Origin of the sequence: Streptomyces sp. NBC_00028 (genome assembly GCF_045041065.1) — a bacterium.
Lineage (GTDB): Bacteria > Actinomycetota > Actinomycetes > Streptomycetales > Streptomycetaceae > Streptomyces.
Window position 1 is genome coordinate 1,637,635 of the sequence record NZ_CP108293.1, and the last position, 13,034, is coordinate 1,650,668.

At 72.7% G+C, this 13,034-nt stretch carries 12 protein-coding genes and 1 pseudogene; 3 read left to right on the forward strand and 10 right to left on the reverse strand.

Annotation, left to right across the window (positions count from 1 at the left end; genetic code table 11):
- Positions 1-18: 18 nt before the first annotated feature.
- From OG885_RS07180 to OG885_RS07190, 3 genes are all read right to left on the reverse strand, one after another.
- The gene (locus OG885_RS07180) at positions 19-1,233 is read right to left on the reverse strand and encodes an acetyl-CoA C-acetyltransferase (protein WP_405727766.1); all 1,215 of its coding nucleotides are present in this window, start codon (positions 1,231-1,233) and stop codon (positions 19-21) included.
- Between the two features lie 33 nt (positions 1,234-1,266).
- Entirely contained in the window at positions 1,267-2,409 is a 1,143-nt protein-coding gene (locus tag OG885_RS07185) for an acyl-CoA dehydrogenase family protein (RefSeq protein ID WP_405727769.1), read from the reverse strand.
- 70 nt (positions 2,410-2,479) lie between these two features.
- Positions 2,480-3,619: a CaiB/BaiF CoA transferase family protein gene (locus OG885_RS07190; protein WP_405727772.1), complete on the reverse strand. Its 1,140-nt coding sequence runs from the start codon at positions 3,617-3,619 to the stop codon at positions 2,480-2,482.
- 201 nt (positions 3,620-3,820) lie between these two features.
- Between OG885_RS07190 and OG885_RS07195 the strand changes: the two genes are divergently transcribed.
- Positions 3,821-4,999 carry a saccharopine dehydrogenase family protein gene (locus OG885_RS07195; protein WP_405727775.1) on the forward strand — a complete coding sequence of 393 codons (1,179 nt, stop codon included), beginning with the start codon at positions 3,821-3,823 and terminating at the stop codon, positions 4,997-4,999.
- A gap of 76 nt (positions 5,000-5,075) precedes the next feature.
- Here OG885_RS07195 and OG885_RS07200 read toward each other — a convergent pair whose 3' ends face one another.
- The 5 genes and pseudogenes from OG885_RS07200 to OG885_RS07220 all read right to left on the reverse strand — a co-directional run bounded on the left by OG885_RS07200 (position 5,076) and on the right by OG885_RS07220 (position 8,632).
- The gene (locus OG885_RS07200) at positions 5,076-5,732 is read right to left on the reverse strand and encodes a maleylpyruvate isomerase N-terminal domain-containing protein (RefSeq protein ID WP_405727778.1); all 657 of its coding nucleotides are present in this window, start codon (positions 5,730-5,732) and stop codon (positions 5,076-5,078) included.
- 56 nt (positions 5,733-5,788) lie between these two features.
- Positions 5,789-5,935 carry a morphogenic membrane protein MmpA gene (mmpA, locus tag OG885_RS07205; protein WP_399964626.1) on the reverse strand — a complete coding sequence of 49 codons (147 nt, stop codon included), beginning with the start codon at positions 5,933-5,935 and terminating at the stop codon, positions 5,789-5,791.
- Positions 5,936-6,441: 506 nt separating this feature from the next.
- Positions 6,442-7,125, reverse strand: a pseudogene (locus OG885_RS07210) (endonuclease V); the annotation flags it as partial.
- Positions 7,126-7,163: 38 nt separating this feature from the next.
- Entirely contained in the window at positions 7,164-7,493 is a 330-nt protein-coding gene (locus tag OG885_RS07215) for a plasmid stabilization protein (protein WP_405727781.1), read from the reverse strand.
- A 65-nt stretch (positions 7,494-7,558) separates the two neighbouring features.
- Positions 7,559-8,632 carry a WD40/YVTN/BNR-like repeat-containing protein gene (locus tag OG885_RS07220; protein WP_405727784.1) on the reverse strand — a complete coding sequence of 358 codons (1,074 nt, stop codon included), beginning with the start codon at positions 8,630-8,632 and terminating at the stop codon, positions 7,559-7,561.
- Positions 8,633-8,939: 307 nt separating this feature from the next.
- On the opposite strand from OG885_RS07220, the gene OG885_RS07225 reads away from it, so the two are divergent.
- Entirely contained in the window at positions 8,940-9,356 is a 417-nt protein-coding gene (locus OG885_RS07225; protein ID WP_405727787.1) for an SsgA family sporulation/cell division regulator, read from the forward strand.
- Positions 9,357-9,427: 71 nt separating this feature from the next.
- Here the strand turns inward: OG885_RS07225 and OG885_RS07230 are convergent, their stop codons facing one another.
- Together OG885_RS07230 and OG885_RS07235 are read right to left on the reverse strand one after the other, a co-directional pair.
- Positions 9,428-10,267 (reverse strand): isocitrate lyase/phosphoenolpyruvate mutase family protein, encoded by an 840-nt coding sequence (locus OG885_RS07230; RefSeq protein ID WP_405727790.1) that lies wholly within the window; start codon positions 10,265-10,267, stop codon positions 9,428-9,430.
- Positions 10,268-10,340: 73 nt separating this feature from the next.
- Positions 10,341-11,000, reverse strand: coding sequence for a GPP34 family phosphoprotein (locus OG885_RS07235; protein WP_405727793.1), 660 nt, complete (start codon positions 10,998-11,000; stop codon positions 10,341-10,343).
- Positions 11,001-11,300: 300 nt separating this feature from the next.
- On the opposite strand from OG885_RS07235, the gene OG885_RS07240 reads away from it, so the two are divergent.
- Positions 11,301-12,923, forward strand: a complete 1,623-nt coding sequence (locus tag OG885_RS07240) for an ABC-F family ATP-binding cassette domain-containing protein (protein WP_405727796.1) — start codon at positions 11,301-11,303, stop codon at positions 12,921-12,923.
- The last annotated feature ends 111 nt before the right edge of the window (positions 12,924-13,034 follow it).

Below are 13,034 nucleotides of genomic sequence, written 5' to 3' on the forward strand. Positions count from 1 at the left end.
TGTCCGTCGGGAGGGGGGTCAGATGCGCTCGACGATGGTGGCGATGCCCATGCCACCGCCCACGCAGAGCGTGGCGAGGCCGTACCGCTTGTCCTGGCGCTCGAGTTCGTCGATCAGCGAGCCGAGGATCATGGCGCCGGTGGCGCCGAGGGGGTGGCCGAGCGCGATGGCGCCGCCGTTGACGTTGACCTTGTCCAGGGACAGGCCCATGTCCCGCACGAAGCGCAGGACGACCGCCGCGAAGGCCTCGTTGATCTCGACGAGGTCGATGTCGTCGATGGTCAGCCCGGCCTTGGCGAGGGCCTTGCGGGTGGCCGGGGCGGGGCCGGTGAGCATGATGGTGGGCTCGGAGCCGGAGACGGCCGCGGAGACGATCCGCGCGCGCGGGGTGAGGCCGTGACGCTCGCCGACCTCCTTGGAGCCGATGGCGACCAGGGAGGCGCCGTCGACGATGCCGGAGGAGTTGCCGGCGTGGTGGACGTGGTCGATCTTCTCGACCCAGTGGTACTTCTGGAGGGCCACCGCGTCGAAGCCGCCCAGTTCGCCGATGTCCGCGAAGGACGGCTTGAGCTTGGCCAGGGAGTCGGCGGTGGTGCCGGGACGCGGGAACTCGTCGTGGTCCAGGACGACGAGGCCGCTGCGGTCCGTGACGGGGACGACGGACCGCTCGAAGCGGCCCTCCTTCATGGCGGTGGCCGCGCGCTCCTGCGACAGGGCCGCGTACTCGTCGACGTCGCGCCGTGAGAAGCCCTCGATGGTGGCGATGAGGTCGGCGCCGATGCCCTGCGGCACGAAGTTCACGGCGAGGTTGGTCATCGGGTCGTTGAACCAGGCGCCGCCGTCGGAGGCCATCGGCACCCGGGACATCGACTCGACGCCGCCCGCGAGGACGAGGTCCTCCCAGCCGGAGCGGACCTTCATCGCCGCCAAGTTGACGGCCTCAAGACCCGAGGCACAGAAGCGGTTCTCCTGCACGCCCGCCACCGTGTCCGGCAGGCCGGCGGCGATGGCGGCGATGCGGGCGATGTCGGAGCCCTGGTCACCGACCGGGCCGACCACCCCGAGGACGATGTCGTCGATCGCGGCCGGGTCGAGGCCCGGGAAGCGGTCGCGGATCTCGTGGATGAGTCCGACGACCAGGTCGATGGGCTTGGTGCCGTGCAGGGCGCCGTTCGCCTTGCCGCGGCCGCGCGGGGTGCGGATCGCGTCGTACACGTACGCTTCGGTGCTCACAGGGTGGCCTTTCGGGGTGGTCGAGGGTGAGGGTCAGCCCAGCAGGGAACGGCCGATGATCTCCTTCATGATCTCGGTCGTACCGCCGTAGATGGTCTGGATGCGGCCGTCGGTGAAGGCCCGGGCGACGGGATATTCGCTCATGTAGCCGTAGCCCCCGTGCAGTTGCAGGCACCGGTCGGCGACCCGCTTCTGCAGTTCGGTCGCCCACCACTTGGCCATCGAGGCGTGGACGGCGTCGAGCTCGCCGTTCGAGTGGTCCTCGATGCAGCGGTCGAGGAACGTGCGGGTGACGGCGCACTCGGTGGCCATCTCGGCTATCTCGAACCGGATGTGCTGCTTGGAGGCGAGGGGCCGGCCGAAGGCCTCGCGCTCCTTGACGTACTCCGTGGTGATCTCCAGGAGGTGCTCGGCGGCGGCGATAGCGGCGACGGCGATGCTGAGGCGCTCCTGGGCGAGGTTCGTCATCAGGTGGAGGAAGGCGCCGTTGAGCTCGCCGAGGAGGTTCTCCTTGGGCACGCGCACATCGTGGAAGAACAGCTCGGCCGTGTCCTGCGCCTTCTGGCCGATCTTGTCGAGGTTGCGGCCGCGCTCGAAGCCTTCCGCGCCGCGCTCGACGACCAGCAGGGACAGGCCGTGGGCGCCGCCCTCCGGGGTGGTCCTCGCGACGACGATCACCAGGTCGGCGAGGATGCCGTTGGAGATGAAGGTCTTGGAGCCGTTGAGGATCCAGTGGTCGCCGCGGTCCTCCGCGTGCGTGCGGATGCCCTGGAGGTCGGAGCCCGCGCCGGGCTCGGTCATGGCGATGGCGGTGATCAGTGTGCCGTCGCAGAAGCCGGGCAGCCAGCGGCGGCGCTGCTCGTCGGTGGCCAGGCCGGTCAGATACGGGCCGATGATGTCGTTGTGCAGGCCGAGGGCGAGGCCGGGGGCGCCCGCGCGCGTGAACTCCTCGGCGAGGACCGCGGCGTAGCGGAAGTCGGCGGTGCCGCCTCCGCCGTACTCCTCGGGGACGGCGAGTCCGAGCAGGCCCTGCTTGCCGGCCGCGCGCCAGGCGTCGCGGGAGACGATGCCGTCCTTCTCCCACTGCGCGTAGTGCGGCAGCACCTCCCGGTCCAGGAAGGCGCGCACGGTGTCGCGGAACGCGTCGTGCTCGGGGGCGAAGATCTGCCGCTTCATTCTGTGTCGGGGCCTTTCGTGGATTTCTGGCCGTTCATGGGCTTCTGCCCCTTCATCGGATGCCGGCCCGTCATCGGTTCACGTCTTTCGAGAGTTCCGGCACGTCCCAGTCGTGGGCCACGTCCTCGGTGTCGGCGCCGGGCTGTGCCGGGCCGCTGCGGACGGTCGTCGGGGTCGCCGAGAAGCGGGGCGCCGGGGCGGGCTGGGTGAGGCCGCCGTGGTCGGTGAAGGTGCCGCGGGCGGCGAGGTGCGGGTGGTGCGGGGCCTCGGTCAGCGACAGGACGGGCGCCACGCAGGCGTCGGTGCCGTCGAAGGCGGCCGTCCATTCGTCCCGGGTACGGGACTTGAAGCGGGCGGCGACGGCCTCGCGCAGTTCGCCCCAGCGGGTCCAGTCCTTGCGGGCCTCGGCATGCTCGGGGATGCCGAGAACCCGTACGAACTCGTCGTAGAACTGCGGCTCCAGGGCGCCGACGGCCATGTACCGGCCGTCGGCGGTCTCGTAGGTGCCGTAGTACGGGCAGCCGCCGTCGAGGAGGTTGGCGCCGCGCCGGTCCTGCCAGCCGCCCGCCGCGACCATGCCGTGGATCATCGCGGAGAGGTGGGAGGTGCCGTCGACGATGGCGGCGTCGACGACCTGGCCGACGCCGGTCGCGCGCGCGTGGTGGAGGGCGGCGAGGACGCCGACGACGAGGTACAGGGAGCCGCCCGCGTAGTCGCCGAGGAGGTTGGCGGGGACGGCCGGGGGCTGTGCGGGGTCGCCGATCATGCCGAGGGTGCCCGTGAGGGCGATGTAGGCGATGTCGTGCCCGGCCCGCCGGGCGAGCGGCCCGTCCTGGCCCCACCCGGTCATCCGGCCGTAGACGAGCCCGGCGTTGCGGGCGTGGCAGGCCTCGGGGCCGACGCCCAGCCGCTCGGCGACGCCGGGTCGGTAGCCCTCGACGAGGATGTCGGCGCGGGCGGCGAGGTCCAGCACGCGGGCGGCGCCGTCGGGGGCCTTGAGGTCGACGACCACCGAGCGTTTGTTGCGGTTGGTGACGTCGTACGCGGGGTCGATCGCGAGTCCCGGTCCGCCGGGCCGGTCCACCCGGACGACGTCGGCGCCCAGGTCGGCGAGGAGCATGGCGGCGAACGGGCCCGGTCCGATGCCGGCGAGTTCGAGCACGCGCACGCCGGTCAGCGGGCCCTGCCCTGGCGTCGTTGCCGTGGTCATCCAGCCCCCATGTCGTCCTGCCCCGAAGGGCGTGACACAACTGATGTAACACCAGTGATGCTAAGAACCCGATCCATCGGGCACAAGACCCGAACGAGCAAGCGCTTAGCCAATTTACCGATGGGTCACTGTCCGTGCATTTCCCCGGTCACGCTAGCCTCGGCCACCGACAACGGCGCGTGATGCGGGACGAGGGGTGTCATGAGCAGGCTGAACAGGGCGGATCGTCCGTACGACATCGTGCTCTTCGGAGCGACGGGTTTCGTGGGGACGCTCACCGCCGAGTACCTCGCCCTGCACGCCCCCGAAGGGCTGCGCTGGGCGATCGCCGGCCGCAGCGAGGAGAAGCTCGAAGCGCTGCGGAAGCGGCTGCCGGGCGGCGCGGAGATCGGAGTGCTGCGGGCCGACGTGGCCGATCCGGCCTCGCTGCGGGCGCTCGCCGGGCACGCGCGCGTGGTGGCCACGACGGTGGGCCCCTACGTGACCTACGGCGAGGAGCTGGTCGCCGCCTGCGCCGAGACGGGCGCGGACTATCTCGACCTCACCGGTGAGCCGGAGTTCGTGGACCTGATGTACGTCCGCCATGACGCACGCGCGCGGGAGACCGGGGCGCGCCTTGTGCACGCGTGCGGTTTCGACTCGGTGCCGCACGACCTGGGCGCGTACTTCACGGTGCGGCAGCTGCCGGAGGGCGTGCCGTTGCGGGTGGACGGGTTCGTGACGGCGGACGCGACGTTCTCCGGCGGTACGTTCGCCTCGGCGCTGAACCAGTTCGCGCGCGGTCGGCAGATGCTGGCCGCCGCGCGGGACCGCAGGCGGCACGAGCCGCGGCTGGTGGGGCGGCGGGCCACGGCGCCCAACGGCGCGCCGCGGTTCGCCGGGGAGGTCGGCGCCTGGGCGCTGCCGCTGCCGACGATCGACGCGCAGGTCGTGGTCCGGTCGGCCAGGGCGCTGGAACGTTACGGCCCCGACTTCCGCTACCGCCACTACGCGGCCGTACGGCGGCTGCCGATCGCGCTCGGCGGGGTGGTGGGGGTCGGTGCGCTGTTCACGGCGGCCCAGGTGCCGCCCGCGCGGCGCTGGCTGTCGGACCGGCTCAAGCCCGGGGACGGGCCGAGCGCGGAGAAGCGGGCGAAGAGTTGGTTCTCGGTGCGGTTCGTGGGAGAGGGCGGTGGCCGGCAGGTCTTCACCGAGGTCGCGGGCGGGGACCCGGGCTACGACGAGACGGCGAAGATGTTCGCCGAGGCGGCGCTCTGCCTCGCCTTCGACGATCTTCCGGCGACGGCCGGGCAGGTCACCACGGCGGTGGCGATGGGCGACGCGCTGATCGAGCGGCTGCGGGCGGCGGGGATCGTGTTCCGGGTGGCGCGCAGCAGGTAGAGCCGTGGCGCGGAGCGGGTAGAGCCGTGGCGCGCAGCAGGTAGAGCCGTGGCGCGGAGCAGGTAGAGCCGGCGTCTCAGCCGAGGACGAGCGGCAGTTTCGCCGCCAGCTCGCCCAGTTCGGCCCGCTCGGCGTCCGTCGGGGGACGGCGGCCGGTGCCGACGAGCAGGGCGTCCGGGTCGGTGAACGAGGCGGGGAACGCGGCCCCGGCGATCTGCTCCAGCAGCGCGCGGGACCGCGCCAGCCCCTCGCTCGGCGGTCCCGGCGTGCCCGGGAGGTGGGCGATCAGATCGAGGTGGTGCAGCGTCCACTCCAGGACGTAGGCGTCGAGGTAGTCGCGCGCGGTGAGGACCATGTCCTGGGTGCTCACCAGGGCGGCGGGGTCGGCGAGTTCGGCCGCGCGGCCGGCGGCGGCACCGACGTCGTCGAGGTGGAACTTGAGCAGGCCCACCTCCTCGTAAGCGGCGGCGAGCCGGACGATGAGCGCGTCGAGCGGGTCGTCCCCGGTGGGCGCCTCGTCGGCGACGTGCCAGTAGGTGACGGCGTCGGCGGTGGGTTCCGAGTCGGCCGGCGTGACGAGGGTGATCAGGACGTCCTGGGCGTCGATGACCAGATGGCACACAAGGTCCCGCACCAGCCACCCGGCACAGCCGGACGGCTGCTCGAAGTCCTTGTCCGGCAGGTCCGCGACGGCCGTGCGCAACGCCGTCCAGGAGCGCGAGAAGAGATCCACCCTCGGCAAGCTAGCCGGGCGCCTGAAGCCCCGACAAGCGAATTGCCGGGCGCGCCCTACAGCGGCCAGGTGGCCACCGTGTAGATCATCCCGCAGATCCACGCGAGCCCCGCAAGCACGGCGAGGATGAGCCCGGCCATCACGGCCCGCTCGACGGGCCGGTTCGGGTCGGCGAGGGGCTTCGGGGAGCGGTGGCGGGGCATACGGTGCGTCGTCATGCGCCACAGCCTGCCGATCACGCGGCCGCGTCCACATCCGTACAGATACTCAGTTCCCGTACTCAGCAACCGAGTACGGCCTCCACGCGCGCGTGCGCCTCGGGGTCGCCGACGACGCTCAGCCGGGCGAGCGGCCCGATCTGCCAGCCCGCGTGATGGTCGAAGTACGGGGACGGTCCTGCCGCGTTGTGGGCGACCTTGGCGACGACCTCGGCAAGGCGGAACAGCGACTGCTCCTCGGGCGTGAGCCCCTCGCGCGGGGCGCAGGACCGGACCCGTTCGAAGACCTCGCGGCCCCGGTGCCACTGTTCGCGGTCGCCCGCCATCCGCACCACTGCCTCGATCTCCGGCGTCCGGCGCTCCGCCCGTGCCGCCGCCTCCAGCACGCGGCCCGCCCAGCTCACCGGGTCGGTCTGGCGCTCGTACACGGTGCGGCCCCAGCTTCGCTCCGGATCGGCCGCCGCCCGTTCGGCCTGCGGGTTCCTGACCTGCGTCGCCTCCTTCAACGCCCTTCGGCACAGGGCGTCCGCGCGGCGGGTCGTTTCCGGGAGGCGGTATTCGGGGGTCAGGGCCAGGGTGTGGGCGATGGCGTCGGGCAGGGTGACGCGGTGGCCGACGGAGACGAAGACCGGCTTGACGGAGTCGCGGGTGCGGACGGCACGGCCCACCTCCTCGGTGTCGGCCAGGAGCGGGGTGGTGCTGCCGCGTGGGGTGGCCGGGTCGTCGTAGGTGAACGTGAAGGGGTTCTTCGCGACGCCGATCGTGGGGAGGTCCATGAGGACGCCCAGGTGGCTGGCGAGGCCGAAGCGGCGGGGGTGGGCGAGGCCGTAGCCGTCGCAGACGATCAGGCCGGGTGGGCAGGGGAGGGCGGAAAGGGCGGCCAGGACCGTGGGGATCTCGCGGAAGGCGAGCAGGCCGGGGACGTACGGGAAGGAGACGCGGCCGACGGCCGTGGACTCCGCGACGACCTCCAGGGTCGCCGCGGCCAGGACGACCGCCGCGGCCACGACGACGTCCCGCTCGTCGTCGTAGGCCACGTCGACGCCGGTCACCCGGCCGGTTCCGGGCGGCGGGCCCGGCTCGTCCAGCACCACCCTCGTGCGCAACTCGTCCTGTACGGCGCGGGCTTCGTCCTCGGTCGCGGGCCAGCCCGCGGGAATGCGTACGGTCGTCATGATGACGACGAGCGTACGCACCCCGCCGCCGGCTCCGGTCAGCCCTTTCGGCCGAGCGCCTGCTTCAGCTGGCTCTTGTTCATGTCCGAACGCCCGCTGATGTTGCGGCGCTTGGCCTCCTCGTAGAGCTGGTCGTAGGTCTGGCCCTGGGAGCCCTTGCCGGACCGCTGTCCGCCCCGCTTGCCGGACGACATGTCCTGCGTGGAGGTGCGGCTCGCGGTCTTGGACTCGCCGGAGCGGGCGCGTTCCTTGTTGACCGTGCGCGCGGCGATTTCCTCGGCGCGCTTGGTGCTCTCGCCCCGGTCCTTCGCGCTCTCCTTGATGTGCTCGTACTGCCGCTCCCGCTTGGGACTGGAACCGCGTGGCATGTGCGCTCACTCCTTTCGCCCTCACAGTCCTTTCGCCTGCGGCTACCGGGTACCCACATCCGCGCTCAGCTCTCCAGCCGGGCCACCCGCCCCTTCTCGCCGGCCGCCCAGCAGCCCAGGTCGGGGGTGCAGTCCACGGTGTCGTACGAGCCCGTGTCGACCGTGCGCCAGGTGCGGCCGCCGTCGGTCGTCAGGTCGGTGCCGGTGGGGCCGACCGCGAGGGCGGCGGTGCGGCTGTGCGGGAGCCAGGCGACGCCGGAGCGGTAGGCGGGCGGGGAGGTGGCGGCGAGCTGCCAGGTGCGGCCACCGTCCCTCGTCACCGCGCCCGCCTGCGGGGACGCCTGGTCCGCGCGGTAGTCGCCGCCCACCGCGAGACCGTGGGTACGGTCGCGGAAGGCGAGCGCGAAGACGCCCTTCGCCGGGTCACCCGCGGGGATCGGGGTGTCGGTGGCCGTCCAGGTCAGGCCGCGGTCCGAGGAGTGGAGCACACGCGCGCGTGCCGCCCCGCCGGTGGCGAGCCAGACGTCCTTCGGACCGGAGCCGACCAGGCACTGGCCGCTCGCGGCGAACCCGGCCTCGCCGTCCAGCGCGGCCGGCATCCCCTCGCCCGGCAGCACCTTCCAGGAGCGTCCGCCGTCGCTCGTCGAGAGGATGCGGAACCTCCCGTCGACGGGGTCGCTCATCGCGAGGCCGTGGCGGGTGTCGAGGAAGGTGAGGCAGTCGTAGAAGGCCCGCGCGTCGGTGTTGCGGAAGGACTCGGTCCAGGTGATCCCGCCGTCCTCGGTGCGGTACACCCGGGACGCCTCGCCCTCGCCGATCGCGAGGACGACCGCGCGCCGCGCGTCGAAAGCCTCGATGTCCCGGAACTGGAGCTCCTCCGCGCCGGGCGGCGATACGTTCCGCCAGCTCGCGCCGCCGTCGGTGGTGCGCAGGACGGTGCCCTGGGTGCCGGACACCCAGGCGGTCGTACGGCTTACGGCGGACAGGCCCCGGAACCGTACGTCGGGGGTGCCGCTGTCCTTGAGCTCCCAGTGCGGTGCCCCGCGCTGCGGTTCGTGCGCCTGGGCGGGTACGGCCGTCAGCGCGGCCAGCGCCGCCGCGCACGCCACCCCCGCGGCCACCCTGATCCCGGTGCGCATCGTGCGGCCCGTACGTCTCGTCCGTCGCGTTCCTCGCGTGTTCCCCAAGCGCCTCATGGCGGGCGAAGCTAGCCCACGCGCGCGTGGGCGTCCAGATGGAGTCCTGGTCGCCCCAAGTGCCCGTCGCGGCACGGGAAGACGGCCGCGTCACTCCTGTGCATGAAAAGCGGTGACCGAGGTCACTCGATTCCGGTGTGCACGGATGGGCCGATTCCGACGTCTCTTCCAGTAGCCGGCCCCATCCACCCGGAAGTCAGTTCAGCCGCCAGTCCAGCCGCCAGTTCGGCCGTCACAAGGGAGCAAGGCGTTGTCCACCGTCATCGAGCAGCCCGTAGAGGCCCGCCTCGTCGCCGCCGCACCGCGGATGCCGAGCATTCCCGCCACGCTCCACTACGACCGGCGCGATCCGTTCGCCGTCCGCATGACCTTTCCCGCCCCGGCCACTCTGGAGGGCGTGGAGGTCTGCTGGACGTTCTCCCGCGAACTCCTCGCCGCCGGCATGAAGGACCCCGAGGGCCACGGCGACGTCCGCGTCCGGCCGTACGGCTACGACCGCACCGTCCTGGAGTTCCACGCCCCCGAGGGCACCGCCGTCGTGCATGTCCGCTCGGGCGAGCTGCGGCGTTTCCTGGAGGCGACGGCCGAGCTGGTGCCCGTCGGCCTTGAGCATCTCCAGCTCGACCTGGACCACCAGCTGGCCGAGCTGATGCGGGACGCCTGCTGAGCTAGGGCCTGTCCGGCGGATCATGCCGCAGACGCGGGGTCTGGCACGCCGGCCTGCGGCGTTGTCGTCGGTTACCGACGCTCCCCGCCCAGCAGGGCGTTGAGCTCGCCGTAGTCGTACCCGTCGGCCAGCGACGCGTAGGTGCCCGTGCCCAGCAGCTCCCGCGCGGCGCGGCGCACCAGGGCGTGCACGGCCATCGGGATGCCCGCGCCCGAGCTCACGCGCGCGACGCCGAGCGCCGCCAGTTCGGCGACCGGTGGGGCGCCGGGGCCGACCATGATGTTCAGGGGGCCGTCGACACCGTCGACGAGCTCCTTCACGGTTCCCGGGTCGACGGCCCCGGGGACGAAGATCCCGTCGGCGCCCGCGGCCCGGAAGGCGGCGGCCCGCTCCAGGGTGAGGTCCACTCCCCCGGCGCCCCGCAGGAACGTGTCGATGCGGGCGTTGACGAACAGCGGCACGTCCGCCGCGTCGGCGGCGGCGCGCGCGGCGGCGATCCGCTCGGTCTGTTCGCTGACGTCCCGCAGCGGTCCCGCGCCCTCCTCGTAGAGGGCGTCCTCGATGTTCACGCCGACCGCGCCCGCCGCGAGGACCGCGCGGATCGTGTCGGCGACGCCCTCCGGGTCGACGGCGAAGCCGCTCTCGACGTCCGCGCTGACCGGTACGTCCACGGCGGCGGCGATGTCCGCGACGACCCCGAGGGCCCGCTGCCGGTCCACCCGGTCGCCGTCCGCCGCGCCGAGGCCCCAGGCGAGCCCCGCGCTGGTGGTCGCGACGGCCGCGGCCCCGGCGTCCTCGACGATCCGGGCGCTCGCCGTGTCCCAGGCGTTCGGCAGGATCAGCGGACGTCCGGGGACGTGCAGGGCGTGGAAGGCGAGGGCTCGGTCGCGGAGTGAGGGCTGCTTCGTCATGCCGCTCACTCAAGCAGCGGGGGCAGGGGCGGGGCTGGCAGGAAACCGACATCAACGTGCGGCACCGAAGGGCTCACGCCCCGGTCGGCGCGGCCGCGCTCGTCAGCGCCGCCCGCAGCTCCTCCCCCACCTTCCGCATCGCCGGCCCCGCCGCTCCGCCGCGCTCGGCCAGCTCCGCCAGGCGGTCCTTGTGCAGGCCGCGCTCCTCGCGGGGCACCAGGGTGCGGAGTTCGGCCGCGGCGGCCAGGGTGACGAGCGCCGCGTCGCGGTCGGAGACCTCCGCCGTCGGCACCGGCCCTTCGAGGACCTGCCGGGCCCGCTCGCGCAGCGCGTCCACGGCGGCGACGCGCTCCAGGGCGTACTCGACGGTCGGGAAGAGCGCGAGGACCCGCCGCTTCTCCGCGCGGAGGTACCCCTCGGCGGCCAGCTGCTCCCGTACGGCGTCGAGCGTCACGCGCGCGTGCAGCGGCACCCAGCCGCGCCAGTGGTGTGGTCGGGACTCCCGGACGAGTTCCAGGAGCCCGTCGAGGACGGCGTCCCCGGTGTGGGAGTCCATGTCGGCCGGGGTGGCGATGCCGTCGTCGTCGACGAGAAGCTCGCGCTGGGCCAGCTCGGTGAGGGCTCCGGCCCGCACCAGGTGGTGGAGGTGCGGCTCGCCGGTGAGCTCGTTTCTGGTGGTGTCCCAGGCCAGCAGACAGAGCCGGGCGGGCAGGGACAGCGAACCGTCGGGCACGGGGCCTCCTCGAGATCGGGATCCAGGTTAATTCGGTTGACCGCCCGCAGGCCTGCTCCTACGGTGTAGAACGCTTCTGCTGCCGTCGATCGGAGAAGGACGTTGCTCCTCTGAGGTCTTGAGACACCGCGTCACACACCTCTGTGGTGTGTGCGCTGCGTGCGACCTCGGCGTGCGAGCCGTCCTTCGGTGCAGGGGCTTTTCTCTTGCCCCTCCGCCGCCCGCGGTGCCTCCCCTGTGGTCGCAGGTGTTCTCGATACGCGTGTGCCCCTGACCGCATCAAGCAACCGCGAGGCCCGCATGTCCTCTTCCCTCTCCGTCACCTCCCTCGCCTTCGCCTGGCCCGACGGCACCCCCGTCTTCGACGGCCTCGACCTCGCCTTCGGCCCCGGCCGTACCGGCCTCGTCGGCGTCAACGGGTCCGGGAAGTCCACCCTGTTGAAGCTGATCGCCGGTGAACTCACCCCGGCCGACGGCGCCGTCCGCGTCGCCGGCGAGGTCGGGTATCTGCCGCAGAACGTCACGCTCGACACCGCGCTGCGGATCGACGAGGTGCTCGGCATCGCCGCACAGCGGGCCGCCCTGCACGCCATCGAGGCGGGCGACGTGGCCGAGGAGCACTTCGAGACCGTCGGCGACGACTGGGACGTGGAGGAACGCGCCCTGGCCACGCTCGGCGAACTCGGCCTCGACCGCATCGGCCTGGACCGCACGGTCGGCGAGGTCTCGGGCGGCGAGTCGGTGCTGCTGCGGCTGGCCGCGCTGCTGCTGCGCCGCCCGGACGTGCTGCTCCTGGACGAGCCGACCAACAACCTCGACCTGTACGCGCGCAGGCGGCTGTACGCGGCCGTCGCGGCCTGGTCCGGCGTGACGGTCGTCGTCAGCCACGACCGTGAACTCCTCGACCTCGTCGACCAGATCGCCGATCTGCGCTCCGGAGAGGTCACCTGGTACGGCGGCAACTTCTCCGCCTACGAGGCGGCTCTCGCCACCGAACAGGAGGCGGCGGAACGGATGGTGCGGGTCGCGGAGGCCGACCTGAAGCGGCAGAAGCGCGAACTCGTCGACGCGCACTCGAAGTTGGCGCAGCGCACCCGGTACGCCAACAAGATGTACGACAACAAGCGCGAGCCCAGGGCGGTGATGAAACTGAAGAAACGCTCGGCGCAGGTCTCCGCGGGCAAGCACCGCATCATGCACGAGGAGAAGCTCGCCGAGGCCAAGGACCGCCTCGACGAGGCGGTGGACGCCGTACGGGACGACGACGAGATCCGTGTCGACCTGCCGTACACGGCCGTGCCGCCGGGCCGGGACGTGCTGACCCTGATGGATCTGGAACTGGCCTACGGCGCGCGCCTGCGGGGCGGCTTCGATCTGCGCGGTCCCGAGCGGGTCGCGCTGATCGGGCGCAACGGCGCGGGCAAGACGACGCTGCTGCGGACGATCGCCGGGGAGCTGGCGCCGGTGTCCGGCGAGACGCACGCGCACGTGCCGCTGCGGTTCCTGCCGCAACGGCTCGACGTGCTCGACGGTGAGCTGTCGGTCGCGGAGAACGTGGCCCGGTTCGCGCCGGACGCCACCAACAACCGGGTGCGGGCGCGGCTGGCCCGCTTCCTGTTCCGGGGCGCCCGGGCCGACCAGAAGGCGGCGACGCTGTCCGGCGGCGAGCGCTTCCGGGCGACGCTCGCGGCACTGATGCTGGCGGAGCCGGCCCCGCAGCTGCTGATGCTGGACGAGCCGACGAACAACCTCGACATGGCGAGCGTGCGGCAGCTGACGAGTGCGCTGGAGTCGTACGAGGGGGCGCTGATCGTGGCCGGCCACGACCTGCCGTTCCTGGAGTCGATCGGCATCACGCGCTGGCTGCTGCTGGACGGTGAGCTGCGGGAGACCTCGCCCGAGGCGCTCGCGGACCTCGCCTAGGCACAGGGGCGCCGTCGGTGATCTTCGGGACGACCGAGATCGCCGACGGCCCTGTCCTGGCCGTGGTTACCGCCGCGTATCTCAGGAGGGCCACAGCCCCGCAAGGGGGGT